The organism is Mesorhizobium sp. WSM4836 (genome assembly GCF_055811815.1).
Window position 1 is genome coordinate 71935 of sequence record NZ_JBVVQF010000005.1, and the last position, 25870, is coordinate 97804.

Sequence of the window (25870 nt, forward strand, 5' to 3'; positions counted from 1 at the left end):
CAGCCTAGCCCCGATCAGCAAGGCGACGAACCGCACCTTAGGGCCCCGGCCGGCGAGCAAGAGAACACCCGATCCGCGGCTTGCCGCGGATCGCCAAAAAGCAGGAGCCGCTTCGATGTCGCAGCGCAATGATCTGACGATCGATGAAGTCGTGAGGGATCCGATGATCCGCATGCTGATGAAGGCCGACCGTGTCGACCCGCGGTCTTTCGAGGCGATGCTGCGTGCGCTGGCCGACGAGCAGGCCGAGCGCCGCAATGCGCCGCGTGGCCCTGTGGAAGATTTCGGGTTTCTCCAAGATTCCGGCTCAACGCGCAGCCGGCGGCTGTCCAGGGTAGCCCGGGCGTTTGGCCGGGCCAGAGCATCGGGCGAGGCGTGCATCTCATGGTAAACTTCTTCATCCAGCGTCCGATCTTTGCGTCGGCGATCGCCATCATCATGGTGCTCGCCGGGGGGATCAGTTATTTTCTCCTTCCCGTCTCGCAATTTCCCGACATCACGCCGCCCCAGGTCGTGGTCAGCGCCCATTACCCGGGCGCCAGCGCGCAGGTCGTCGCCGACACGGTAACGACGCCGCTCGAGCAGCAGATCAACGGCGTCCAGGGCATGACCTATATGTCGTCGTCGAGCTCCAATGACGGCTCCTCGACGATCACCATCACCTTCGACGTCGGCTACGACCTGAGCACCGCGGCCGTCGACGTGCAGAACCGCGTTTCACAGGCGGCTTCCTCGTTGCCGGCCATCGTCAACCAGGGCGGTGTGACGATCAAGAAGCAGAACCCGAACTTCGTCCTGATCGTCGACCTCACCTCGCCCGACGGTTCCGTCAATCCAGTCGCTTTGAGCAACCTAGCTTATCTGCAGGTGGTCGATCCGCTGAAGCGCCTGCCCGGCGTCGGCGATGTGCAGATTTTTGGCGAGCGGCGCTATTCGATGCGCATCTGGCTCGATCCCGACAAGCTCGCCAATCTCGGCATCACCGCCGTCGACGTGCAGGACGCGGTCGCTGAGCAAAACGTCCAGGTGGCGGCCGGCAAAATTGGGCAATCGCCGGCTCCGGCCGGCACCGCCTTCGAGATGCAGGTCAACGCCGTCGGCAGGCTGAGCGATCCCAAGGAGTTCGGCGACATCGTCGTGCGGGCCAATACCACCAATGGCTCGCTGGTCAGGCTGCGCGACGTTGCCCGCATCGAGCTCGGCGCGCTGCAATATTCGTCGTCGGCCTTCTTCGGCAAGGATCCGACGGTGGTGCTCGCGGTCTACCAGATGCCGGGCTCCAACGCGCTCGATCTGCAGCAGCGCGTCAAGGATAAGATGCAGGAGCTGTCGGCCCGCTTCCCGAAGGGCGTCAGTTACGCCATGCATTACGATACGACACGTTTCGTTTCGGCCTCGATGCACGACGTGCTGATCACGCTCGGCGAAGCGCTGGTCCTGGTCGTCGCCGTGGTGTTCATCTTCCTGCAAAGCTGGCGCACCACGATCATCCCGACGATCGCAATTCCGGTGTCGCTGGTGGCGACGCTGGCCGTGATGAATATGCTTGGCTTCTCACTGAACATGCTCAGCCTGCTCGGCATGGTGCTGGCGATCGGCCTCGTCGTTGACGATGCCATCGTGGTCGTCGAGAATGTCGAACGCCAGCTCGAGGCCGGCCTCAAACCGCTGGCCGCCACGCGCACTGCGATGGCCGAGGTCACCGGCCCGATCATCGCCACGACCGCCGTGCTGATGGCCGTGTTCGTGCCGGTCGCCTTCATTCCCGGCGTGTCCGGCCGGCTCTACAACCAGTTTGCCCTGACGGTGGCGATCTCCTTCGGTATCTCGGCTTTCGTCTCGCTGACGCTTACCCCGTCGCTCAGCGCCGCCTTCCTGCGCCACCGGCCGGAAACGCAGTTTGTGCTGTTCCGCTGGTTCAACACGGGCTTCGAACGGCTGGCGCATGCCTATGCGAATGGCGTGCGCATTCTCATCCGCCTGCGCTGGATCATGCTCGGCGTGTTCGCGGCCGGACTTGTCGCCACCTATTTCGTCTGGCAGCGCCTGCCCTCGACCTTCCTTCCGGTCGAGGACCAGGGCTACTTCTTCGTCGTCATCCAGCTCCCCGACGGGGCCTCGCTGGAACGCACCGACGCGGTGGCGCAAAAGGCACGCGACATCCTGCAGAATACGCCCGGCGTCGACATCGTCGGCTCGATCAGCGGCTTGAACTTCCTGACCAGTGCCGCGCAGTCGAATTCGGCGGTCGAATTCGCGATCCTGAAGCCATGGGACGAACGCGGCCCCGACCAGAGCGCCTCGAAGCTCGTCGCCGATGTGCGCAACAAGCTGCTGCAAATTCCCGAGGCTTTTGCCCTGAGCTTCGACCCGCCGTCGATCCCGGGCATCGGCACTACCGGTGGCTTCGAGTTCCAGGTCGAGGACCTGACCGGCCGCGGCAGCGTGGCGCTCAACGATGCGACGCAAGCGGTGATTGCCGAGGCGCGCAAGCAGCCCGAACTCAACCCGCAGCAATTGTTCTCGTCGTTCTCGACCTCGACGCCGCAGTTCAACTACGATCTCGATCGCGCCAAGGCGAAGCTGCTCGGGCTTAACCTGCCGGACGTCTTCAACACGCTGCAGATTTATCTCGGCTCGCTCTATGTGAACGATTTCAACCTGTTCGGCCGCACCTTCCGGGTGACGATCCAGGCCGACAAGGACTCTCGTGCCGGCCCGGCCGACATTTCGCGGCTCTATGTCCGCAATGCTTCGGGTGGCATGGTGCCGCTGAACACGCTGGGCAAACTTGTCCCCATCGTCGGCCCCGAGACCGTGCCGCATTACAACAACAATGCGTCGGCCCTGATCAATGGCGGCGCCGCCCCCGGCTTTTCGTCCGGCCAGGCGGTGGCGGCAATGGAGCGTGCCGCTGCCACGGCGTTGCCGAGAGATTTCGGCTACGAATGGACCGGCATCACCTATCAGGAGCTCAAGGCGGGATCGATCGCATCCGTCGTCTTCGGCCTTGCCATCGTCTTCGTCTTCCTGATCCTCGCCGCGCAATATGAGAGCTGGGCGATGCCGTTCATGGTCCTGCTGGCAGTGCCGCTTGCATTGTTCGGTGCATTCGTCGTGCTGTGGCTGCGCGGCATGCAGATCGACGTCTATTCGCAGATCGGGTTCGTCATGCTGATCGGACTGGCGGCCAAGAACGCGATTCTGATCGTCGAGTTTGCCCGGCGCCGGCGCGAAGAAGGCCTCAGCATCGTCGAGGCCGCGATGGAAGCGGCACGGCTGCGGCTGCGGCCGATCCTCATGACCGCCTTCGCCTTCATCCTCGGCGTGCTGCCGCTGATGTTCGCCAGAGGTGCGGGTGCCGCGAGCCGGCAGTCGATCGGCACCACCGTTTTTGGCGGCATGGTCGCGGCGACGATCCTGTCGCTGGTGTTCGTGCCGGTCTTCTATGCGGTGATCGAGCAGCTGCGCGAGCGCCGCAGCGAGAGCGAACCGGTCTCCGAAGCGACCGAACAACCAACTGCCGAACTTGCCTTCGAGCCCTTGGCCGAGGCGGCTGAATAGGACTGGAGAATTGATCATGCGTAAATGGAAAATGGCGCTGGGAACGGCCGTCGCCCTTGGGGCGATTTCGGTGGCGAGCGTTCACCTGCTCGACATGGGCAGCCTCAGCCTCAACGCCGGCACAGCCGGGGCGGCAACCCCCAAGCCGGAAGCTTTTGTCATGCCGGTGCCGGTGGTGAGCGTCGTCAAGAAGACGATCCCGATCTATCTCGACTATGCCGCCCGGGTAGAGCCGATCCGCAGCATCACGCTGCAGGCGCGCGTGCCGGGGTATCTGCAGGAGCAGGTCGCCACCGACGGCAGCGACGTTGCGAAGGGCGACCTTCTCTACAAGATCGCGCCTGAGGATTTCCAGGCTGCCCTCGAGCAGGCGAAGGCGCTTATCCAGCGCGACACGGCAACACTCGACTATGCGCGCTCCAGTCTCGGGCGCGGCAGCGAGCTCGCCAAGAGCGGCTATCTTGCCAAGGATGTGTTCGACCAGCGCACCAGCACCTTGCGCGAGGCTCAGGCCTCGCTCGCCGTGAACCAGGCCGCTTTGCGGACCGCCGAGCTCAATTTGAGCTATACCGAAATCCGTGCCCCGTTCGCGGGACGTATCGGACGCAGCCAGGCTTCCGTTGGAACGCTGGTCAGCGTCGCCGGCACTGTGCTCAACTCGCTGGTGCAGCTCGATCCGATCTACGTCACGTTCAATCCGAGCGAAACGGACCTGACACAGATCGAGGAGGCCCGCGCCGCTGGACCGATCGGTGTCGATGTCCTGCTTCCCGGTGAAACGGAGCCGCGCCAGAAGGGCGATCTTACCTTCATAGACAACACCATCGATCGCTCGACCGGCACGATCACGGCACGGGCGACGATCGGCAACGGCAAGTTCACGCTGCTGCCCGGCCAGTATGTCCGCGTCCGGCTGCACGTTAAAGAGCAGCCCGATGCGCTGATGGTACCGCAGACGGCACTCGGCTCGGGCCAGCTCGGCAAATACCTCTATGTCGTCGGCAAGGACAACACGGTCGACCAGCGCATCGTTTCGCTCGGACCGACCAATGGCGATCAGGTCGCCATCTTGAGCGGTGTGGCCGAAGGCGACCGGGTGATTACCGGCAATTTGCAGAAGATCGGCCCGGGAATGCCGGTCTCGCCGCTGCCCGAGAAACCGGCCACCTGATAACCCCCATCAGGTCCGGTCCCGCGGCGCCCTCGGCTCCCACGCCAAGCGCGCCGCTTTTGCTGAGCAGGTCGGCAAGATCCGCGACATCGGCGCGCTCGGCTTGGCAGGAGCTATGAAGGCGCAAATAGAGCGGGCCGTGACGCACCCATCTGCCGCAAGCTGCTGGCCAGCGGAGAACCTGAACCCGCAATTACCCTCTTGTTAGATTGTCGACAATCTGCTTGTCTAGCTTTTGATCTCCCGGAGCGGCCGAATGGCAAAGCTGGATTTCAATCCGATCGCGGATACGACACGCAGGGCCGAGATCGTCGCGCTGCTTCGGCGGGCGATCCTGACCGGCCAGTTGGAACCGGGGCAGAAGCTCAACGAACTCAGGATTTCCGAGCAGATGCGGGTGAGCCGCGCGCCATTGCGGGAGGCGATGCGCGAATTGGTGCAGGAAGGCATCCTGACCAGCATCCCCTATGCCGGGACGTTCGTCATCGATGTTACCGCCAAGGACATTGACGATGCCTATTCGCTCAACAAAGTGCTGGACGAATTCGCCATTGAGCGGACCTGGCCGCTGCGCGACCAGCGCTTCTTCGATGAGCTAGACCGGCGCCATGCAGCAGTGAAACGGGCGACGCACGCGCTGGACACCACTCTCCAGATTGAAACGGCGCTGCAACTGCACGGCCTGATCCATGAATGGGCCGACAATTCGGTGCTCCTGGAAACCTGGCAGCGGCTGACCAGCCGGCTGCAGATGTATTTCGCGTTGCACCAGCGGGCGCGCAACGAGCCGGTGCCTGCCGAAGATGGTCACGAGACCTATGTGCGGCTGCTCAAGGGTACCGACATGCGCGCTGCGCAGCGCCACGCCAAGGAGCATATTGATTTCGATTTCGAGGCATTGCTCGCCTATGCGCGCGGGCTGGAGCGACGCGGCCCAAAGGCCGGCGCCGATCGTGCCGGCCAGCCCAAAGGCGGCTGAGCCCGACAAGTTGGCGGTCATCCCGGAACATAGCAACGGACAGAAAACGTGCAGATCAAAACCATCAAGGCCTACCATGTCGTCCAGCCCTTCGTTGACGGGCCTTACCGCATGTCCAAGGGGCGCGTCGCCGATGCGTTCGACGCGGTAATCGTCGCCGTCACCGCCGACAGTGGGCTCACCGGCTGGGGCGAGATGGCGCCGCTCGGCAATTTTTACTCGCCGGCCTTCGCAGCTGGTGTCCGCGCGGGCGTCGTCGAGATCGCGCCGCATCTTGTCGGCCATGACCCACGCGGGCTTGCCACTATCAACAGGCTAATGGACACGGTGTTCAAGGGCCACCCCTACATCAAGTCGGCGCTTGACATGGCATGCTCGGATCTCGCGGCGCGCGCCGCCGACATGCCGCTGGTCACCCTGCTCGGTGGGCGCGAAAGCGAGACGGCCGAACTCTACAAGGTGGTCACCCATGGCACGGTCGAGGTGATGGCCGCACTTGCCAAGCGCATCGTCAAGGACGGCTTTCACCGGCTGCAGGTCAAGGTCGGTGGCAATGTCCATGACGACATCGAGCGCATCACCGCCGTCGCCGCCGCAGTGCCGAAGGGCACCGTCATCTTCTGTGACGCCAATGCCGGCTGGACGCCTTACCAGGCACGCCAGTTTGCCGACGCGACGCGTGCTATCGACTACACATTCGAGCAGCCCTGCACGACCATCGACGAATGCCTGTCGGTGCGCCGCTCGCTCGACAAGCCGATGGTGCTCGATGAATCCGTCGCCTCGCTGGATGATATGCTCGACATCCATCGCAAGGGCGCCGCCGACGGGCTGACGCTGAAGATCTCGCGCCTCGGCGGCGTCACCAAAACGCGCCAGATCCGCGACCTTGCCGTCGACCTCGGCTTCATGATCACGGTCGAGGACACTGGCGGTGCCGAGATCGACACATCAGCCATGGCGCACCTGTCGCTGTCGACGCCGGAGGAGCGCCGGCTGCACGCCATCGCCTTCCACGAATGGGTGACGGTGCGCACCGCATCCAACATGCCGCCGGTGTCGGGCAGCCGCATGGGCATTCCGGATGGGCCGGGCCTCGGCATCGATGTCGTTCCCGACCTGCTTGGCGCGCCCTTCTTCGAAATCGGCAGCTGAGCGCAATAGGGCTGCACCCAATCGACCTGAATCTGCCGCGCCCTCCTGACTGCAGAGGCATGGCCGCGTGGATTGACCGCTCATCCAATCATCTTCTGCCGATTGCAGGGCGACAATGTCCAATTGCCGGTTGAAATATTTTTCATTTGGAAATAGAAATGTTCAAAATACTGATTTGGACGCTGCGGCGCGTCCGGAACTGGAGGAAGCGACATGTCCCATCCGCAATTTGCAGCGGAACTTCTGCAGCGCGCTGAACAGCAGGGGCCGATCACCATCGGGCTTGCCGGCGCCGGTCAGATGGGCACCGACATCGTCGTCCAGGTGGCACTGATGCCAGGCATGCGGATCGGCGCCATTTCCGAAGTCAGGCCGCAGGCAGCGATCGACGCGGCGCTGCTCGCCGGCCACGACCGTTCCGACATCGTCCAGGCCGGCAATGCGGCGGCGATCGACCGCGCCATCGAGGCCGGCAAGATCGCGGTGACCGAAGATTTGCATGCGCTGGCGGCGGCCGGCCACATCGACGTCATCATCGACGCGACGGGAAATCCCAATATCGGCACACTGTTCGCGCTCGAAGTGATGAAGAACGGCAAGCACATCGTCATGCTCAATGTCGAAGCCGACATCACCATCGGCCGCTTCCTCAAGGAGGAGGCGCGCAAGGCCGGCGTCGTCTATACCGGTGCCGCCGGCGACGAACCGGCCTGCACGCTGGAAATCATCGGCTTTGCCAAAAGCCTCGGCTTCACCATCATCGCCGCCGGCAAGGGTAAGAACAATCCGCTGAAGATCGACGCCATGCCGGCCGACTACGAGAAGGAGGCGGCCGAGCGCAACATGAATGCGCGCATGCTGGTCGAATTCGTCGACGGCTCGAAGACGGCGATCGAAATGGTGGCGATCGCCAATGCGACCGGCCTGGTGCCCGATGTGCCGGGCATGCACGGCCCGACCGCGACGCTCGAGGACCTGGCCAATGTGCTCTGCCCACGCGAGGATGGCGGCGTGCTGCACCGCAAAGGCGTTGTCGATTACTCGATCGGCAAGGGCGTCGCGCCCGGCGTGTTCTGCATCATCGAGACCCGGCATCCGCGCGTGCTGGAGCGCATGATCGACCTCAAGGTCGGCAAAGGGCCGTACTTCACGATCTTCCGGCCCTATCATCTGACCAGCCTGGAAGTGCCGCTGTCGGCGGCGCGCGCCGTGGTCTACAAGCGCGCCGACATGGAGCCGCTCGACCGTCCGGTCGCCGAGGCGGTGGCGGTTGCCAAGAGCGATCTTGGCGTTGGCCAGTCGCTCGGTATGATCGGCGAAAACGATTATCGCGGCTTCGCCATGACGTGGGAGGATGCGCGCGCCCGCGGCGCCCTGCCGCTCGGCCTTGCCGAGCGCGCCAAGGTGGTCAAGCCGCTCAAGACCGGCGACTTCCTGACCTATGAAAATTGTGTACCCGACGATTCGATGGTGATAACCCAGATCCGCCGCCGTCTCGACCAGTCGGACGGACGGTTCGTCACAAACGCAGCCTGACCCCGCCGGATCTCCGCCTGATGGACGATGTCGTAATCGGGATCGACGCCTCGACCACGGCCGTGAAGGCGATTGCCTTCACCCGCGCCGGCGAGGAGCTGTTCCAGGCGCGCGAGACTTACCCGCTTTCAAATCCGAAGCCCGGCCATTTCGAGCAGGACGCCGAACATTGGTGGACGGCGCTGCTTGGCGCATTGAAACAGGTCACCGAGGCGGTCGGCGCTGCGCGGGTGGCGGCGATCTGCATCGCTCACCAGCGCGAGACTTTCACGCTGGTGGACAGCGCCGGCAAGCCACTCATCCCGGCGATCCTGTGGCTTGACGAACGTGCCCGGCCGCAGGTTATCAGGCTTTCGGCCGAACTCGGCCGCGAGGCGATCCGCGACTGGAGCGGCAAGCCGCCGGACCCGACGCCGGCGCTCTACGCCATTGCCTGGCTTGCCGAGCACCAGCCCCAGGTGCTTCACCAGGCAGCGGCGCTGGTCGACGTACACGGATTCTTCGTTCAGCGGCTGACCGGGCGATTGGTCACCAGCACGGCAAGTGCGGATCCGCTCGGGCTGCTCGACGTCGAGAAAGGTACCTGGCATCCCCGCCTTGTTGCGGCGGCCGGACTGCAGATGGAGCAATTGCCCGAGCTGGTCGCGCCGGGCGCAATTTGCGGCGGACTTTCCGCAATTGCGGCGCAGCTGACCGGCCTGAAGGCTGGCACGCCGGTTGTGGCAGGAGCCGGTGACGGGCAAGCTATGGGCCTTGGCATGGGCGTCTACGGCGAGGGCAAGAGCTATCTCTCGCTCGGCTCCGGCGTGGTCAGCGGCTGCTATTGCGGCAAGGTGAAAACCTCGGACGCCTTTCGAACGCTGGTCTCGCCGACCGGCTCCGGTTTCATGCTTGAGACCGTGCTGCGTTCGGGCATGCAACTGGTCGACTGGATCGTTCGCACCACCGGTTCGCCCTCGGCGGCAGCGCTGGAAAAAGCGGCGTTGGATGTCGCCGCGGGCAGCGAGGGTCTGCTCATCATGCCCTATTGGGCCGGCGTCATGAGCCCCTATTGGGATGGTGCGGCGCGCGGCGCCATCGTCGGCCTGTCGCTTGACCACCGGCCGGAGCATCTTTTCCGCGCTGTCCTTGAAGGTATCGCTTTCGAGCAGGCCGTTGCCACCGAGGCCATGGAAGCCCAGGCCGGTGGCAAACCGGCGGCGATGATTGCCGCCGGCGGCGGCACCAATTGCGCGCTGCTCATGCAGATCATGGCAAGCGTGCTCGAGCGGCCGCTCTCGGTTTCGCCGGTCAACGAAGCCGCCGCACTCGGCGCTGCCATGCTGGCGGCAGCGGCTGTCGGCTGGTTCGCCTCGCCCGAGGTTGCGGCAAAGACAATGGCTGCCGCTTCCACCAGGCATGTCGATCCGGTCGGTGAACTGGTTCCCTTCTACCGCACGCGCAAAGAGATCTACCGCGACCTCTATCACGCGACACGCGACATCCACGCGCGCCTTGGTGCTGTCAACGCGGCTAACGGTTGAGCAAACCCTTGGCCGCGTCTTCGTCGGTGATCAAAACCGATACTTTGGTGTTGGCGAGTGCTGCCCGCATGATGGCAATCTTTTCCAGCCCTCCCGAAACCAGGATAATGCTCGGAATATCCGACAGATCCTGCAGTGGATAGGCACAGACGCGGCGGTTCACCTCGTGGTCGACCGGGCGGCCCTCGGCGTCGATGAAATGACACAGAATATCGCCGACGGCACCGGCCGCCTGCAGTTCCTCGAGTTCGCTGGGCTTGATGAAGCCGTAATTGGCGATCGGGCTGTCGTTGGAAAACGAGCCGACGCTGAGCACGGCGATGTTTGCCCGGCGTGCGCGGAAGACGACGTCCTGAACGCTGCGCTGGCTCATGAAAGCGTCGCGCTGTTCCGGCCTGTCGGCGTAGACCGGCACCGGCAGCAGGAAGCACTCCGCACCGATCTTTTCGGCGAAATCCCAGGCACTTTCGGTCGGGTTGAGCGGCTGGGCATGGGTGAGGCCGCCAAGCATCGAAACCACCATCGTCCTGGCGATGGGCCGCCGCGGCAATTCATTGATGGCGAATTTCAGTGTCCGCCCCCAGCCGAGCGCGATGACGTCGCCGGCATTCACATGGTCGGCCAGGTAGGCGGCGGCGGCGTGGCCGATCATCAGCGGCGCGTTGCTTCGATCGGCCGCCGACGGCACGACCACGGCCTGGCTGAGCCCGAACCGCTGCTTGAGGCTTTCCTCCAAAATCACGCATTCGACGACGCTGTCGCGGATGCGAAACTGAACGACACCCTCTTCGCGGGCGGCGGAGAGAATGCGATGCACCTTGATGCGGCCGACGCCGAGAATTTCGGAAATCCGCTCCTGTGTAAGACCCTCGACATAATAGTGCCACGCGGCGCGGGCCTTGAGTTCGGCGTCGGGGAAGCGCGAGGCTCGTTCGTTCTCTACGATCGTCATCTGTTTGCCTTGCCGCAGCCGCCGGCTCTGCTCAAGATATTCCAATCCGGCGACTTCGAAATGCCCAAGATTTCGCAGACCTTGCGTAAGGCAAACCGGCGGACAGCGCAAACCCGTCGTCGAATGAAGCGGCAGGCCTTGACAATTTTCCGACGAACAGTTTAGCTGAACAAAATTGCATGTTAAAGATAAATTGTTCACAGGGAGGGGCCTGGTGAACGAAGTGGCCCGGTGGTGCAGCGCCGGATTGCTGTGGAGGAGACAAAGTGGCTGTGAGCAACGACGCAAGCGAGTTGAAAGCAGGCTCTGGTGCGCAGGCTACGACGGGTGCAAGGTTTTCGGCTGTCTTTGCCGGAACCATGGGTCCGCTGATCGGGCTGGTTCTGCTGTGCCTGGCGCTCTCGCTGACCACCGACACGTTCCTGACCATCCGCAACATTCTTAACGTGCTCGACCAGGTCACCGTGCTCGGCATCATGGCGATCGGCATGACGCTGGTCATACTGATCGGCGGCATCGACCTGTCCGTCGGCTCCGTGCTGGCGCTAGCTTCAATGGTGATGGGCTTCGTCGCCCATCCGGACTATCTCAATCTCGGCCTGCCAATGGGCATTGTCGCGGCCCTCGTTGTCGCCGGCCTTTGCGGGCTGGTTTCGGGCCTGCTGGTGACGGTCACCAAGCTGCCGCCCTTCATCGCCACCTTGGCCATGATGTCGGTGGCGCGCGGTCTCGCCAATATGATCACCGACGGTTCGCAGATCGTCGGCTTTCCCGACTGGTTCACCAGCCTGTCGATCATCCGCCATTTCGGCTTCCTGTCGGTCACCGTCGGGCTGATGATCGTGCTTGCCGTCATTTTCGCGATCTTCCTGAACTACCGCGCCACCGGCCGTAGCCTGTACGCAATCGGCGGCAGTGCCGAAGTCGCCCGGCTGTCCGGCATACCGGTCAAGTCGCTGACCAACTGGGTCTATGCGATCTGCGCCGTGCTGGCCGGTCTCGCCGGCATCGTGCTTGCCGCCCGGCTCGATTCCGTCCAGCCGAGCTCCGGCCTCGGCTACGAGCTCGACACCATAGCGGCGGTGGTAATCGGCGGCGCCAGCCTGTCGGGCGGCGTCGGTTCGATCGGCGGCACCGCCATCGGCGTCCTCATCATCGGCGTACTGCGCAACGGGCTGAACCTGCTCGGTGTCTCGCCCTTCATCCAGCAAGTGGTTATCGGCGTGGTGATCGCGCTGGCGGTGGCCACCGACACCTGGCGGCGAAGAGCGCAATGAAGAATGGGGCGCAATAAAGAATTGGGCCCGATGAAGAATGGGGCTCGATGAGATTCGCCCGGACATTCGGGCGAAAACGGATCGGTGATCCGAAACTGGGAGTTGTTCGGCCAAGGGGCGCCGCGATGCGCGGGCAGGACAGATTGAACATCAACGGAGGAATAACATGCTGACCAAACGTTCATTGCTGCTTGCCGCCGCGGCCGTCATCCCGCTGCTTAGCCTGTCCGACATGGCCTCGGCCAAGGACGCCAAGAAGCTCGGCCTCGCCGTCGCCAATCTGCAGGCCGACTTCTTCAACCAGATCAAGCAGTCGGTCGAAGCCTACGGTAAGGAAAAGGGCATCGAGGTCGTCACCGTCGATGCCAAGGGCGATTCGGCGACCCAGGTCAGCCAGGTGCAGGACCTGATCACGCAGAACATCGATGCGCTGATCTATATTCCGGCCGGCGCCACCGCCGCGACCGTGCCGACCAAGACCGCCAAGGCTGCCGGCATCCCAGTCATCAATGTCGACCGCAACGCCGACGGCGCGCCCGGCGACACCTTCATCGCCACCAACAGCGTGGCCTCGGCCAAGGCGGTTTGCGACTACATCGCCAAGCAGGCCGGCGGCAAGGGCGAGCTGATCATCATCCACGGCCAGAAGGGTACGACGCCCGAGGTCGACCGCTCGAAGGGCTGCGGCGAAGCGCTGAAAGGCTACCCCGATATCAAGGTCGTCGGCGAATTGTGGAGCGAAGGCTGGCACCAGGACGAAGGCTTCAAGCTGACGCAGGATCTGTTGCAGTCGCATCCCGACGTGTCGATCGTCATCGGCCAGGCCGATGCGCTGGCGCTCGGTGCGGCGCAGGCGGTCAAGGTCGCCAATCCCGGCCATAAGGTCTGGGTTGCCGGCTTCGACGGCGACGTGGCGGCGCTCAAGGCGCTGAAGGACGGCGTCTTCGACGTGACTGCGACGCAGCAGACCCAGGGCATGGGCCGGCTCGCCGTCGACGCGGCAATCAAGCTGGTGGCCGGCGAGACCATTCCCGCCGAACAGCTGCAGGATGCGACGCTGACCACCAAGGACAATGTCGAGCAGTTCATCGCCAAGCATCCCTGATTGAGACCAGTCCGGCAGTCGACGAGCGCTACGATGTCCACCGATCCTCGCCACACGCACAGCCCCCATAACGGGCTCGTCGTCAGCGGTCTCTGCAAGAGCTACGGGCCGGTGCAGGTCCTGGCCGATGCAAGCTTCGAGGTGCGGCCGGGCGAGGTCGTGGCGCTGCTTGGCGAAAACGGCGCCGGCAAGTCGACCATCTCGAACATCATCGCCGGGTCGACCAAACCCGATGCCGGCGCCATCACCTGGCGGGGGAACGCTTATTCCCCCGCCAATCCTGCCGCGGCGATCGACGCCGGCATCGGCATGATCCACCAGGAGCTGAAGCTCTTGCCCGATCTGTCGGTCGCCGAAAACGTCTATGTCGGGCGCCTGCCGATGCGTGGCGGCCGCATCGACCGCGCGGCAATGAATGCACGGGCATCGGCCCAGTTGAAGCGTCTCGGCCTCGATGTCTCGCCCGAGCGCAAGGTGCGCACGCTGCGTATCGCTGCCCAGCAGCAGGTCGAGATCGCCAAGGCGCTGACGCTCAATGCCGAGCTGCTGATCTTCGATGAACCGACGGCCGCCCTTGGCGGCGAGGAAACGGAGCTCCTGTTCCAGCAAATCCGCAAGCTCAAGGCGGAGGGCATGTCCTTCATCTATATCAGCCACCGGTTGGACGAGATCGCCCAAATCGCCGACCGCGTGGTGGTGATGCGCGACGGGCGCATCGTCGCCCGGCACGAACGCGCTGATATCCCGGTTCGCACCGTCGTCGAGCAGATGGTCGGCCGCAGTGTCGAGCGGATGTTCCCTACGCTATCGGCGCCGGGCAACGACACACTGCTCGAGGTCGAAAACCTGTCCTCGCCGGAACGCAGCTTTCAAAATGTCAGCTTTTCGGTGCGGGCCGGCGAAATCCTCGGCATTGCCGGGCTGATCGGCGCCGGACGCACGGAGCTGGTGCGGGCGATCGCCGGTGCCGATCCGATCTCATCGGGATCGGTGCGCGTCGGAGGCCAAGCGGTGCATCTCAATGGCCCGGCGGCGGCGATCAAGGCCGGCGTCGTTCTCGTACCGGAAGACCGCAAGGCGCAAGGCGTGGTGCTCGACCAGACGATCGGCGAGAACCTGGCGATCGGCAACTTCGACCATGTCGCGCCGAATGGCTGGGTGTTCCCGAAGGCGGTGCAGAAATTCGCCGAGGCCGGGATTCGCAGGCTCGGCGTCAAGGGCCGGCCGAACCAGGCGGTCAGCAAGCTTTCAGGCGGCAACCAGCAGAAGGTGATCATCGCCAAATGGGTGTCGCGCCCGCCGAAGGTGTTCATCCTGGACGAGCCGACGCGCGGCATCGACGTCGGCGCACGCGCCGCGATCTATGATGTCATCGCCGACCTTGCCCGCTCCGGCATGGCGGTGGTGGTGGTGAGCTCCGACCTCGAGGAAGTGCTCGGCCTGTCGCATCGTGTGCTGGTGCTCAGCCGCGGCCGGCAACGCGGCATTCTCGAGCGTAACCAAGCAAGCAATATCGCCGTGATGGAACTCGCCACGAGCTAGGATCGAAACAAAGCGCAGCAGGTGGTATCCTCCCAAGCACCAGACCGCGCGGGGCGCCAGCAACAGAGTTGGCGCCCCTTCATTTCCGGAGGACGGCGGTTGGAGGAGAGGGACCGACGATGAAATTATTCGATCTTCATGGTGACGTGGCACTTGTGACAGGCGCCGGCAGCGGCATCGGGCAAGCAGTCGCCATTGGGCTGGCCGAGGCCGGCGCCGACATAGCCTGCTTCGGCCACGCCTCCAAAGGCGGGCTGGAGGAGACCGCGCACCGGATCACAGCACTCGGCCGCAAGGCACTGGTGCTGAACGGCACGGTGACTTCAGAGGCCGATCTCGCGGCCGCGATCGAGCGTACGGAGGTGGAACTCGGCGCGCTGACGGTCGCCGTCAACAATGCCGGCGTCGCCGGCGCTGAGCCAGCCGAGACGCTGTCGCTGGAGAAATGGCAGAAGCTCTATGACGTCAATGTCAGCGGCGTGTTCCTGTCCTGCCAGGCCGAGGCCCGCGCCATGCTGACGCGGCGCAAGGGCTCGATCATCAACATCGCCTCAATGTCGGGCTCGATCGTCAATCGCGGCCTGACCCAGGCGCATTACAATTCGTCGAAGGCCGCGGTCATCCACATGTCGAAGAGCCTCGCCATGGAATGGGCGGATCGCGGCCTGCGCGTCAACGTCGTCAGCCCCGGCTACACGCTGACGCCGATGAACAAGCGACCGGAGGTCGCCGACCAGGTCAGGATCTTTGAGCGCGACACGCCGATGGGCCGCATGGCAGAGCCGGAAGAGATGGTCGGCCCGACCGTGTTCCTGGCCAGCCGCGCCGCGAGTTTCGTCACCGGCATCGACCTGATCGTCGATGGCGGCTTCGTCTGCTGGTAGGAGAAAAGATGCAGAAGCGATTCCAGGGAAAAACGGCGGTGATCACCGGCGCCAGCGGCGGCATCGGCGCGGCAATGGCCCGGCGCTTCGCGGCGGAAGGTGCTGCGATCGTCGTCAGCGCCATCGACCCGCGCGTCGAAGAGGTCGCCGCCGATCTCAAGGCTGCGGGCGCCAGGGTCGCATCGTTGCGCATGGACGTGACCAAAAAGGACGAAGTCGTCGCCCTCTATGACCTGGCCGAGCAACAGTTCGGCCGCGTCGACATCTCCGTACAGAATGCCGGTGTCATCACAATCGCCAGGATCGAGGCGATGACCGAGGGCGAGTGGGACAAGGTGATGGCGGTCAACACCAAGGGCGTGTTCCTGTGCTGCCAGGAGGCGATCGCGCGCATCCGCAAGCATGGCGATGGCGGCCGGCTGATCAACACCGCATCCGGCCAGGCGCGGCAGGGTTTTATCTACACGCCGCATTATGCGGCCTCGAAATTCGGCGTCGTCGGCATCACCCAGAGCTTGGCAAAGGAAGTGGCCAAGGAGAAGATCACCGTCAACGCGATCTGCCCCGGCATCATCGACACCGATATGTGGGCCTATAACGATGCCGCATGGGGCAAGTTGATGGGCGACTACAAGCCCGGCGAGTTGATGGCCGAATGGGTGAAGAACATCCCGATGGGCCGCGCCGGCAGCGGCGAGGATGTCTCCGGCCTGGTCAGTTTTCTCGCCAGCGACGATGCGGCCTACATAACCGGGCAGACCATCAATGTCGATGGCGGCCTGATCATGTCGTGAGCGGCGGCGCGGGCAAACGTACCATCCGCTGGCATCTGAAAGCCCCCCCTCGCTGCATTCAGGCTGCTCGGCCGGCCCGTGCCAATCCATGTTCCACGAGCCGGTCGATGATTTCGGAATAGCTGACGCCGCTTGCCGCCATTGCCTTGGAATACATGCTGATATCGGTGAAGCCGGGGATGGTGTTGATTTCGTTGACAAGGAACTGCATGTCCGGTGTCAGGAAAAAGTCGATGCGCGCCATCCCGTCACAGCCGACGGCTCTGAAAGCCCTTGCAGCCACATCCCGCATGCCTGCCTCGATCTCCGGCGGCAGATCGGCCGGCACTCTTAGCGCCGCGCCGTTCTCGTCGCTGTATTTGGCATCGTAGCTGTAGAAATCGTGGCTTTCCGCCGGCACGATCTCGCCTGGCCGCGAGACGAACAGGTCGCCTGCCGGATCCTCCAGCACGCTATATTCGATCTCGCGCCCATGAATGAATTCCTCGGCCAAAAGCTTGCAATCGTGCCGGAAGGCTTCAGCAGGCGCTCCATCGAATTCCTGGCTGGCATTGATCTTTCTGACGCCGACAGACGACCCTTGACGCGCCGGTTTGATGAAGAACGGCAGGCCGAGTTCGCTTTCCAGTGCAGCGAGGGCAGGCGCCGCACCTTCATGGATCGTCACTGAGCGCGCGATCGGCAGCCCCGCCGCTTTCAGGAGTCGCTTGGTAACGTCCTTGTCCAGCGCGGTTGCTGAACCCAGGATGCCGCAGCCGGCGAGCGGCACTCGAGCCACCTCGGCCACCCCCTGCACCGAGCCGTCTTCGCCATGGGGGCCGTGCAGGACGGGAAACAGAACGTCGATCTTAGGCAGATCATGGGGCATGCCGTCGACCGGGATCGCCATCATTCGTCCGCGCCCACCCGGAACCAGGCAAACCTCCGTGCCGCCCGCGGGTTTTGCCAGCGCACCATCCTGGAAGCTGCTCAGCAGCCACTGTCCTTCGCGCGTGACGAAGATTGGGACGGCATCGTATTTGGCGGGCAGCAGCGCCCGCATGACATTGGTTGCTGAAAGCACCGAAACGTCATGCTCGGCGGAGCGTCCGCCGAAGAGCACGGCAATACGCAGTCTGTTCAAGGAAGAGGTCATGAAAGCCTCGGATATGATCTGGTTTTGAGGAGGTCAGGAGCCGACGGCGATACTGCGGTTCGCAAAAAAGTAAGGCACTTTGGTCTGCTGCATTGTGTCGATATCCTGTCGTCGCGGCTGGTAACCCGATGACTGGCAACCTTGGCTTTTTTCAATCCGATTTACGGGTGCATGCAAAAAGACGGGCTGTGAAATTGGCACCGGCGTTAATCGTTGCGCGACGTGAACGTTGGTATATATAATTTCATCTCATGAAAGTGGCTCTAGGCGAGTTGCCGAGCCAACAGCCGAGATCATGGGACTTTGATGGTTTGCACCTCAAGACCGACGATCGATCCGTGGATTACTGCTTGGGCAGCAATCGTTCGGCAGTCATGACGCGGCCGGTCCCGCCCCATCTTCACCAATTTGGGCACCACCCGGTTTTGCGCCGGTTCCGCTTCGGCAGCATTTGTGACGCCTACGGCCTTGCGCAACGACCGGCTTTTCCAACACAATCAAGAAAAGACGCAAGAAGGGAACGAACGATAACTTCCACCAGAGCTTGACAGGAGAACAAGCATGTCACTTCGGAGCATGATTTCGAATTTCTCAATGGGAGCCTTAACACTTGCCGCCGCAAGTGCACTGACACCTTCAGCTTATGCGGCGGCGCCGGAATCCAACGATCCTATCAAGATCGCGCTGTTCGACTGGACCAGCGTCAATCTGAACGCCAAGATCCTCGGCGGCATCCTCGAAAAGCTAGGCTACACCGTCGAGTACCCGACCGCCGACTATCTCTCCAGCCTGACCACCGGCCTGACCAACGGCGACATCGATGTCGGCCTGGAATTCTGGGACACGACGGCCGGCGAGGCGATGAAGGCCTCGGACGCGACGGGCCAGACCGAACGCCTTGGCGCGCTCGGGCCCAAGGCCAAGGAAGAATGGTGGTTTCCCGAATATATGAAAGAGAAATGCCCCGGCCTGCCGAACTGGGAGGCGCTGAAAGACCCGAAATGCGCCGAGGCCTTTTCGACGGCCGAAACCACACCGAAGGGGCGCTATCTCGGCGGTCCGGTGACATGGGAAGGTTTTGACGACGAACGCGTCGAGGCGCTGAAACTGCCCTTCACCGTCATCCATGCCGGCACCGATGCGGCGATGTTCGCCGAACTGGACTCGGCCTATCAGCGCAAAGCGCCGATCATGCTGTGGATCTATTCGCCGCATTGGGCGCCGGCCAAATACAAGGGCGAATGGGTCGAATTCCCCGAATATACGGCACAGTGCTACACCGACCCGAAATGGGGTGTGAACCCCAACGCGAAATATGACTGCGGCAAACCGCATGGCGAGATCTGGAAATATTCCTGGGCCGGCATGAAGGACAAATGGCCGGTGGCCTACAAGGTCGCGAAAAACTACACGATGGATACCGACGAGCTCAACAAGATGAGCGGCGAGATCGATCTCGAAGGCAAGACGCCGGAAGACGTCGCCGCCGCCTGGATCGCCGCCCACGAAGCTGACTGGAAAGCCTGGGCCGAGTGACCGTCTGACTGGAAATCCGACGACCCGGCCATTCGTGGCCGGGTCTCGATCCCCGTGTTCCAGAAGGACGATCGCATGACCGATACGATTGAACAGGCGGCGAAAGCGGGCAACGATGCCCGCCCGATAAAGCTTGCCTGTCGCAATGTATGGAAGCTGTTCGGGGCGGACGCGGCCAATTTCATCCGCCGGCGCGACGGCAAGGCCAGCCTGGCGGACATCGCCGCTGCCGGACTGGTTGGCGCGGTGCGCGCCGTCGATCTCGAAATCCGCCAAGGCGAGATCTTCATCATCATGGGACTTTCGGGATCAGGCAAGTCGACGCTGGTGCGCTGCATGTCGCGGCTGATCGAGCCGACCCATGGCAAGGTCGAATTCGAGGGCAAGGACCTGCTCAAGATTTCCGATGCCGCGCTGATCGAGCTGCGACGCCATCGCATGGGCATGGTGTTCCAGAATTTTGCCTTGCTGCCGCATCTCAACGTACTGGAGAACATCGCCTTTCCCTTGGGCATCCAGGGGCAGGACCGGCCGACGCGCGAAAAGCGCGCGCGGGAAGTGATCGAGCTGGTCGGCTTGCGCGGCCGCGAGCATTTCTATCCTCGCGAGCTTTCCGGCGGCCAGCAGCAGCGTGTCGGCATCGCGCGCAGCCTCGCCACGAAACCGGAAATCTGGTTCCTCGACGAGCCGTTCTCGGCCCTCGATCCGCTGATCCGCCGCGAGATGCAGGACGAGCTGATGCGGCTGCAGACCATGCTGCACAAGACCATCGTCTTCATCACCCATGATTTCGACGAGGCCATCCGGCTGGCCGATCGTATCGCCATCATGAAGGACGGCGAGGTCATCCAGATCGGCACGCCGGAAGAGCTGGTGGTCAACCCGGCGACCGACTATGTCGCCGAATTCACCCGCGACGTCGATCGTGCCAAGGTGATCTCGGCCAAGAGCCTGATGCGCGCCAGCGACGGTGCCGAGTACGGCGGCACGGTCGCGCCGGATGCCAAGATTGCCAGTTTCTCGGCAGATATAGTCTCTGCCGGCAAGCCCTTCGCGGTGGTCAACGGCACCGGCAAGCCGATCGGCGAGATCAGGCCTCAGGCGGTGATCGATCTTCTGGCCGGCATCGAACGTCGTGGGGCCGGCGCATGACGGTCACGGCAAGCGCTAGCGCAGCGAGGCCCCGGCCGGTCCAGACATGGCTGGCGATCTGGGCCTGTGCGCTCGCCGCCGTGCTTATTGTCTTCCTGCTGCAGGAAAGCCTGCCCTGGGCGGTCAATTACCCGGCCGACTCGACCGTTCCTGTCGCCGACTGGGTCAGTGCACTGATGAACTGGGTGAAGTCGAACTTCTCCTGGCTGACCCGCTCGATCACCGCGGTGCTCGGCGTGCCGCTCGATTTCGCACTCGGTCTTCTGGCCAAGAATTTCAAGATCGGCCATGGCGCGGAAATGATCGTCTTGCCGCGCCTGTCCTGGGTCGGCGTCTGCGCTGCCGCCTATTTTGCCGGGCGCGCCGCCGGCGGCTGGAAGCTGGGTGCGCTGGTCGGCGGCTGTTTTCTCTACATCGCGCTGTTCGGGCAGTGGACCAGCGCCATGCTGACGCTGGGCTTGATCTCGATCGCCGTGCCGTTTTGCATTGTCACCGGCCTGTTCGCCGGCATCTGGGCATGGCGCAAGCCTTGGGCGGAGAGGCTGCTGATCTCCCCTGCCCTCGATCTGATGCAGACGATCCCGACCTTCGCCTATCTGATCCCGATGCTGCTTCTGTTCGGCAACAGCCCGGTCTCGGCAATGATCGCGACGGCAATTTTCGCGACACCGCCGATGGTGCGGGCGACGATGCTGGGCCTGTCGCGGGTGCCGTCGGAGATCGACGATTTCAGCGAGATGGCCGGCTGCACGGCACGGCAGAAACTGTGGCGGGTGCTGTTGCCGTCGGCGCGGCCGACATTGATGGTCGGCGTCAACCAGGTCATCATGCTGGCGCTCAATATGGTGATCATCGCCTCGATGATCGGCGCCGGTGGGCTCGGCTATGACGTGCTTTTGGCGTTGCGCGCGCTCAAGGTCGGCGAGGCCATGGAGGCCGGCCTCGCCATTGTCGCACTGGCGATTGCCCTCGACCGGCTGAGCCAGGCGATCGCGCATAATCACGCCAAGGGCAATGTCCGCCATCAGGCCAGCACCAGGTTCTGGCGGCGCTATCCCAATCTGACGCTGGCCGTCGCCATCCTCGCCGTCACCACGCTGCTCGGCCTGTTCGTGCCGGCCTTCGCCGCGGTGCCGAAAGCGATCACCTTCACCACCGCGCCTTTGTGGAAAGCGGCGGTGAACTGGATCACCATCAACTTCTTCGACACGATCGAAGGGTTCCGGGTGGCGCTGATCCTCAATGTGCTCAACCCGGTGCGCGCCTTCTGCGAGGGTTTCCCCTGGCTCGGCGCGGTGTTCCTGCTCGGCCTTGCCGGCTACCACCTCGGCGGCTTGCGCCTCGCGGCCCTGGTCGCGGCATTGACAGCATTCTGCGCCGTCACCGGACTTTGGGAAAAGACCATGGCGACGGTCTATCTGTGCGGCATCTCGGCCTTTATAGCCTGCCTGATCGGCATCCCGATCGGGCTCATGGCATCGCGCAGCGACCGCTTTGAAAAGACCGTCACGCCGGTCATCGACACACTGCAGGTGCTGCCGTCATTCTGCTTCATTATCCCGGTGGTGATGCTGTTCAGGGTCGGCGACGTCACCGCGATGATCGCCACCGTCGCCTTCGCCGTCGTGCCGGCGATCCGCTACACCAATCACGGCATCCGACAGGTGCCGCCGGCGCTGATCGAGGCGGCGAAGGTTTCGGGCTGCACCAGGCGCCAGACCTTCTTTCGCGTGCAGCTGCCGTTGGCGTTGCCCGAGATCATGCTCGGCGTCAACCAGACGATTCTGATGGCACTGGCGATGATCATCATCTGCGCCATGGTCGGCACGCGCGATCTCGGCCAGGAGGTGTTCATCGCCTTGTCCAAGGCCGATTCCGGCCGCGGCATTGTCGCCGGCCTGGCCATCGCCTTTATCGGCATCGTCGCCGACCGGCTGTTCAACGCCTGGACGGCCAAGGCAAGAGCGAGGTTGGGGTAGCCGGGAATACGGGCGCCCTAACGGCAAACTCAATCGGCTGGCTATCACCAGGCGCGGCGGCGATGAGCTGCCGACTCCCTTATGCCTGGAGATATAGCCCTTTGTGATTATTGCTCGCTCCTGCCGCACAGCGTAAGGCTGTGATGGGTCGGGGTAGGCTAAACAGGAGAGCGTACAATGTCTAAACGCGTTCCCTTTACTTCCGGTGATCTAACAGATTATCAACGCGGCACTGATGACAGCCTCGCAGGCGATCCAATTACAAACAGCTTAATCGGCGATGCTGGCGGCAGCCTGCTCGATTTCTCTAGGGGCGGCAACGATATCTTCACAGGGCTGCCATACTCCACCACCACTGCTTACGGCGATGCCGTCGAGGATGGCTCGGACCACAGCAAGGGCGGCAACGACACTTTCACGGGCGCCTCGGTAGGCACCTACATCTTCTACGGTGACGTGGGCGGCAACATGTTCCTCCATGCTCAGGGCGGCGACGACAGTTTTAGGGCCGAGGGCGACTCCTTCAACACTTTTTACGGCGACGCCGGCGGCGATATGTCGGACCACAGCAAGGGCGGCAACGATATCTTGAGCAGTGAAGAGGGTAGACGGGTAGACAACACGTTCTACGGTGATGCCGGCGGCAACATGTTCGGCTTTGCCCAAGGCGGTGACGACGCTTTCGTGACCAGCACTCGACAAGGAGCCGACCACACCTTCTACGGTGATGCAGGCGGCGAGATGTCCGATCGCAGCAAGGGCGGCAACGACACGTTCCAGGGGTCCACAGAGGCGACCAACACTTTCTACGGTGACGCCGGCAGCAACATGTCCGGCAATGGGCAGGGCGGCGACGATAGCTTCACGGGCAAGAGCGATTCATTCAACACTTTCTACGGCGATGCCGGCGGCGACATGTCGGACGACAGTAGGGGTGGCAACGATACCTTTACGGGCCGCTCATTTTCCACCAACACTTTCTTCGGCGACGCTGGCGGCAGCATGTCTGGCAATGCTCTGGGCGGCGACGACTATTACACAGACACGTTTGGGGATCTCGGGAGGAAAACTCTCTATGGCGATGCGGGCGGCGATGTTTCCGGTTTTGCGACAGGCGGCAACGACACCTTCACGAGCGTGGGTGGGTCCCAGGTAACGTTCTACGGTGATGCCGGCGGCAGTATGTTCGACCATGCGCTTGGGGGCGACGACGTCGCCGTGCTGCAAGGCACTCATAATTTAGGGTATGGCGATGCGGTCACGATGCTCGGCAGCGCTGTGGGCGGCAATGATTCCCTGACTGGCGGCGACGGGAGCTCCGGTCCGGATGTCCTAAGCGAGTTGTACGGCGACGCCCTCGCTATGTCCGGTTCCGCCCAGGGCGGCAACGACATTCTTACCGGGGGCCACAACAACGAAATCGGCCAGGTCCGCAACTTCCTGTGCGGCGACGCTCTACAAATGTCCGGTTCGGCTTTGGGCGGAAACGATGTCCTATATGCCGGGAGCGCGGCGCCCGGCTGCACGGTCATCAACGACTTGTGGGGTGACGGGCAACTGAGCGAACTGGCTCAGGGCGGCAAAGACCAATTCATATTCAAGGACGATGGTTCAATGACGGTCGGAACCCAAAACACCATTTACGACTTCAGCCAGACCCAAGGCGACACCATCGTGTTTAGCGGCGTGGAGGGCGTGCAATCGTTCGATGATCTCACAATTGCGCAAAGTGGAACCGACACCATCATTACCGCGGGAATCGATCAAGTTACTCTCGCAAACTTTACGAACCCGCTGACGACGAGCGATTTTTTCTTCGTCTGACAGCAAAGCTTATCGCATTCAAAGAGTGGAAATGGGTGAGAATTCGTTGAGCATCGTCGCGCGGCCGGTCGCCCCAATTCCAGTCGACCGGCCGATCGGCAATCGAAGGCGCAGTTATGGATCAAACGGCCAGGAATCTCTCGGTCAAACGAGCGCAGAGCGCTACGCGACGGTCAGATGGCCGTCGTTGAAATCATATTTCGGACTGTGCAGGATTACTGAATTCTCGCCGTCCGCGTCGCGACCAGGATCCTGGACGAAGAGCACCTCGATCACGTCGCAAATTCCCTCGCGCTGGCAGCCGACCCCGTACGGGAAGTTGTCTGAGGCAAGGCAAGCGTCGTTCGGACTGCCTACTCCGCCGCGACACCCTTCACTTCGAGATAGCTCTCCATCGAATCGTCCATCGCCTGCAGCCATCGCGTATGGTGCAGCGGCGCCATCGTGCCGGTCATCAGCGAGCGATAGGAATGGTCGCGGAAGCCCATAATGTCTTCCGCCTTGTGGTGCTCCCACTCCATGAAGGTCCGGTTGACGGCCTCGACGTCGAAGCCGGGATAGTCGGTCTGCTCCATCAGCTCCCTGGTGTAGTCGCCCTGGAACCAGATCATCTGCTCGGCGTCTTCCAGCGTTTCCTCGCGCGCCCGCCATTTCCTGCCGTGCTCGGCCATCGCTTCGGCCGAGGGCAGCTTGATGCGACCCATGATGACGTCGCGGGCGAACCAGGCCTGCGCGTCGAACATGTTGAAGGTGTAGAACTGGTCCTGCATGCCGATATAGGACAGCTTCGGGTTTTTCTCCCAGACGACGCCGTCGTAGAGCCCGTCGGGCCACATGCGGTTGGCGGTCTTCAACTTCAACTCCTCGGTGAGGAACGGGAAGGAATGGAGATAGCCGGTGCACAGGATGATGGCGTCGACGTCTTTGGTGCTGCCGTCCTTGAAGTGCGCGGTCTTGCCGACGACCTTCTGCAGCAGCGGCACTTCCTTCCAGTTCTCCGGCCATTTGAAACCCATCGGCTTCGAGCGGTAGCTCGAGGTGATCGATCTGGCGCCATATTTGTAGCATTGCGAGCCGATGTCCTCGGCCGAATAGGAGCGGCCGATGATCAAGATGTCCTTGCCCTTGAATTCCATGGCGTCGCGGAAATCGTGGCTATGCAGGATACGGCCGTTGAAGGTCGAGAAGCCCTCGAAATAGGGAACGTTGGGTACGGAGAAATGGCCCGAAGCGACGACGACATTGTCGAACTCTTCCGAATAGGTGACGTCGTTCGTCCGGTCATGCGCGGTGACGGTGAATTTCTTCGTCGCGTCGGAAAAGGTGACCATGCGCACCGGGCTGTTGAAGCGCACCCATTGGCGCACGCCGGATTTTTCGACGCGGCCCTTGATGTAGTCCCACAGCACGGCGCGCGGCGGATAGGAGCCGATCGGCCGGCCGAAATGCTCCTCGAAGGTGTAGTCGGCAAATTCGAGGCATTCCTTCGGGCCGTTCGACCAGAGGTAACGGTACATCGAGCCATGCACGGGATCGCCGTGCTCGTCGAGGCCGGTGCGCCAGGTGTAGTTCCACAGGCCGCCCCAGTCGGACTGCTTTTCGAAGCAGACGATCTCTGGAATGTCGGCGCCCTTGTCGGCGGCCGACTTGAAGGCCCGGAGCTGGGCCATGCCGGAAGGTCCGGCTCCGATCACGGCAACACGACTTTTCATTGCGGGCCTCCTCTTTTTTTGATTTCCCCAGCGAAACAAATTTCACTGAG

General features: G+C 62.9%; 19 protein-coding genes. 16 read left to right on the forward strand and 3 right to left on the reverse strand.

Features of this window, described 5'->3' with window-relative positions:
* Window positions 1-115 precede the first annotated feature (115 nt).
* The 7 genes from AC0L2P_RS08175 (at window position 116) to AC0L2P_RS08205 (ending at window position 9928) form a co-directional block, all read left to right on the forward strand.
* Window positions 116-391 carry a hypothetical protein gene (locus tag AC0L2P_RS08175; RefSeq protein ID WP_473500708.1) on the forward strand — a complete coding sequence of 92 codons (276 nt, stop codon included), beginning with the start codon at window positions 116-118 and terminating at the stop codon, window positions 389-391.
* The gene (locus tag AC0L2P_RS08180) at window positions 385-3564 is read left to right on the forward strand and encodes an efflux RND transporter permease subunit (protein WP_473500709.1); all 3180 of its coding nucleotides are present in this window, start codon (window positions 385-387) and stop codon (window positions 3562-3564) included. Before AC0L2P_RS08175 ends, AC0L2P_RS08180 begins: the two co-directional genes overlap by 7 nt.
* Window positions 3565-3580: 16 nt before the next feature.
* Window positions 3581-4735, forward strand: a complete 1155-nt coding sequence (locus AC0L2P_RS08185) for an efflux RND transporter periplasmic adaptor subunit (protein WP_473500710.1) — start codon at window positions 3581-3583, stop codon at window positions 4733-4735.
* 256 nt (window positions 4736-4991) lie between these two features.
* Window positions 4992-5714 carry a GntR family transcriptional regulator gene (locus AC0L2P_RS08190; RefSeq protein ID WP_473500711.1) on the forward strand — a complete coding sequence of 241 codons (723 nt, stop codon included), beginning with the start codon at window positions 4992-4994 and terminating at the stop codon, window positions 5712-5714.
* A 48-nt stretch (window positions 5715-5762) separates the two neighbouring features.
* Complete coding sequence (locus tag AC0L2P_RS08195) at window positions 5763-6869, forward strand: mandelate racemase/muconate lactonizing enzyme family protein (RefSeq protein WP_473500712.1); 1107 nt, start codon at window positions 5763-5765, stop codon at window positions 6867-6869.
* 213 nt (window positions 6870-7082) lie between these two features.
* On the forward strand, window positions 7083-8405 hold the full coding sequence (locus AC0L2P_RS08200) for an NAD(P)H-dependent oxidoreductase (RefSeq protein ID WP_473500713.1): 1323 nt from the start codon (window positions 7083-7085) through the stop codon (window positions 8403-8405).
* Window positions 8406-8425: 20 nt separating this feature from the next.
* The gene (locus tag AC0L2P_RS08205) at window positions 8426-9928 is read left to right on the forward strand and encodes a xylulokinase (protein WP_473500714.1); all 1503 of its coding nucleotides are present in this window, start codon (window positions 8426-8428) and stop codon (window positions 9926-9928) included.
* On the opposite strand, the gene AC0L2P_RS08210 is transcribed toward AC0L2P_RS08205, so the two are convergent.
* Window positions 9918-10880, reverse strand: coding sequence for a sugar-binding transcriptional regulator (locus AC0L2P_RS08210; protein ID WP_473500715.1), 963 nt, complete (start codon window positions 10878-10880; stop codon window positions 9918-9920). The two genes, AC0L2P_RS08205 and AC0L2P_RS08210, sit on opposite strands and share 11 nt — an antisense overlap.
* Window positions 10881-11146: 266 nt before the next feature.
* On the opposite strand from AC0L2P_RS08210, the gene AC0L2P_RS08215 reads away from it, so the two are divergent.
* From AC0L2P_RS08215 to AC0L2P_RS08235, 5 genes are all read left to right on the forward strand, one after another.
* Window positions 11147-12157, forward strand: coding sequence for an ABC transporter permease (locus tag AC0L2P_RS08215; protein WP_473500716.1), 1011 nt, complete (start codon window positions 11147-11149; stop codon window positions 12155-12157).
* A 166-nt stretch (window positions 12158-12323) separates the two neighbouring features.
* Window positions 12324-13262, forward strand: coding sequence for a substrate-binding domain-containing protein (locus AC0L2P_RS08220; RefSeq protein WP_473500717.1), 939 nt, complete (start codon window positions 12324-12326; stop codon window positions 13260-13262).
* 33 nt (window positions 13263-13295) lie between these two features.
* Window positions 13296-14804 carry a sugar ABC transporter ATP-binding protein gene (locus AC0L2P_RS08225; RefSeq protein WP_473500718.1) on the forward strand — a complete coding sequence of 503 codons (1509 nt, stop codon included), beginning with the start codon at window positions 13296-13298 and terminating at the stop codon, window positions 14802-14804.
* 119 nt (window positions 14805-14923) lie between these two features.
* Window positions 14924-15688 (forward strand): SDR family oxidoreductase, encoded by a 765-nt coding sequence (locus tag AC0L2P_RS08230; RefSeq protein WP_473500719.1) that lies wholly within the window; start codon window positions 14924-14926, stop codon window positions 15686-15688.
* Between the two features lie 8 nt (window positions 15689-15696).
* Entirely contained in the window at window positions 15697-16482 is a 786-nt protein-coding gene (locus tag AC0L2P_RS08235; protein WP_473500720.1) for an SDR family oxidoreductase, read from the forward strand.
* A gap of 58 nt (window positions 16483-16540) precedes the next feature.
* On the opposite strand, the gene AC0L2P_RS08240 is transcribed toward AC0L2P_RS08235, so the two are convergent.
* Complete coding sequence (locus AC0L2P_RS08240; protein WP_473500721.1) at window positions 16541-17617, reverse strand: D-alanine--D-alanine ligase family protein; 1077 nt, start codon at window positions 17615-17617, stop codon at window positions 16541-16543.
* Window positions 17618-18178: 561 nt separating this feature from the next.
* Here AC0L2P_RS08240 and AC0L2P_RS08245 point away from each other — a divergent pair.
* The 4 genes from AC0L2P_RS08245 (at window position 18179) to AC0L2P_RS08260 (ending at window position 24108) form a co-directional block, all read left to right on the forward strand.
* A complete protein-coding gene (locus AC0L2P_RS08245; RefSeq protein ID WP_473500722.1) occupies window positions 18179-19153 on the forward strand; it encodes an ABC transporter substrate-binding protein in 975 nt (324 codons plus the stop codon).
* Between the two features lie 75 nt (window positions 19154-19228).
* On the forward strand, window positions 19229-20305 hold the full coding sequence (locus AC0L2P_RS08250) for a quaternary amine ABC transporter ATP-binding protein (RefSeq protein WP_473500723.1): 1077 nt from the start codon (window positions 19229-19231) through the stop codon (window positions 20303-20305).
* Window positions 20302-22284 (forward strand): ABC transporter permease, encoded by a 1983-nt coding sequence (locus AC0L2P_RS08255; protein WP_473500724.1) that lies wholly within the window; start codon window positions 20302-20304, stop codon window positions 22282-22284. Before AC0L2P_RS08250 ends, AC0L2P_RS08255 begins: the two co-directional genes overlap by 4 nt.
* A 177-nt stretch (window positions 22285-22461) precedes the next feature.
* Window positions 22462-24108 carry a hypothetical protein gene (locus AC0L2P_RS08260; RefSeq protein ID WP_473500725.1) on the forward strand — a complete coding sequence of 549 codons (1647 nt, stop codon included), beginning with the start codon at window positions 22462-22464 and terminating at the stop codon, window positions 24106-24108.
* Between the two features lie 353 nt (window positions 24109-24461).
* On the opposite strand, the gene AC0L2P_RS08265 is transcribed toward AC0L2P_RS08260, so the two are convergent.
* Window positions 24462-25820 carry an NAD(P)-binding domain-containing protein gene (locus AC0L2P_RS08265; protein WP_473500726.1) on the reverse strand — a complete coding sequence of 453 codons (1359 nt, stop codon included), beginning with the start codon at window positions 25818-25820 and terminating at the stop codon, window positions 24462-24464.
* Window positions 25821-25870 lie beyond the last annotated feature (50 nt).

Bases quoted from the DNA above. Each gene is read 5' to 3' on its own strand.
- AC0L2P_RS08190 (WP_473500711.1), top strand. From the start codon at position 4,992: ATGGCAAAGCTGGATTTCAATCCGATCGCGGATACGACACGCAGGGCC.
- AC0L2P_RS08245 (WP_473500722.1), top strand. From the start codon at position 18,179: ATGTCACTTCGGAGCATGATTTCGAATTTCTCAATGGGAGCCTTAACA.
- AC0L2P_RS08205 (WP_473500714.1), top strand. From the start codon at position 8,426: ATGGACGATGTCGTAATCGGGATCGACGCCTCGACCACGGCCGTGAAG.
- AC0L2P_RS08210 (WP_473500715.1), bottom strand. From the start codon at position 10,880: ATGACGATCGTAGAGAACGAACGAGCCTCGCGCTTCCCCGACGCCGAA.
- AC0L2P_RS08250 (WP_473500723.1), top strand. From the start codon at position 19,229: ATGACCGATACGATTGAACAGGCGGCGAAAGCGGGCAACGATGCCCGC.
- AC0L2P_RS08235 (WP_473500720.1), top strand. From the start codon at position 15,697: ATGCAGAAGCGATTCCAGGGAAAAACGGCGGTGATCACCGGCGCCAGC.
- AC0L2P_RS08240 (WP_473500721.1), bottom strand. From the start codon at position 17,617: ATGACCTCTTCCTTGAACAGACTGCGTATTGCCGTGCTCTTCGGCGGA.
- AC0L2P_RS08185 (WP_473500710.1), top strand. From the start codon at position 3,581: ATGCGTAAATGGAAAATGGCGCTGGGAACGGCCGTCGCCCTTGGGGCG.
- AC0L2P_RS08180 (WP_473500709.1), top strand. From the start codon at position 385: ATGGTAAACTTCTTCATCCAGCGTCCGATCTTTGCGTCGGCGATCGCC.
- AC0L2P_RS08220 (WP_473500717.1), top strand. From the start codon at position 12,324: ATGCTGACCAAACGTTCATTGCTGCTTGCCGCCGCGGCCGTCATCCCG.
- AC0L2P_RS08230 (WP_473500719.1), top strand. From the start codon at position 14,924: ATGAAATTATTCGATCTTCATGGTGACGTGGCACTTGTGACAGGCGCC.
- AC0L2P_RS08265 (WP_473500726.1), bottom strand. From the start codon at position 25,820: ATGAAAAGTCGTGTTGCCGTGATCGGAGCCGGACCTTCCGGCATGGCC.
- AC0L2P_RS08200 (WP_473500713.1), top strand. From the start codon at position 7,083: ATGTCCCATCCGCAATTTGCAGCGGAACTTCTGCAGCGCGCTGAACAG.
- AC0L2P_RS08255 (WP_473500724.1), top strand. From the start codon at position 20,302: ATGACGGTCACGGCAAGCGCTAGCGCAGCGAGGCCCCGGCCGGTCCAG.
- AC0L2P_RS08225 (WP_473500718.1), top strand. From the start codon at position 13,296: ATGTCCACCGATCCTCGCCACACGCACAGCCCCCATAACGGGCTCGTC.
- AC0L2P_RS08175 (WP_473500708.1), top strand. From the start codon at position 116: ATGTCGCAGCGCAATGATCTGACGATCGATGAAGTCGTGAGGGATCCG.
- AC0L2P_RS08260 (WP_473500725.1), top strand. From the start codon at position 22,462: ATGTCTAAACGCGTTCCCTTTACTTCCGGTGATCTAACAGATTATCAA.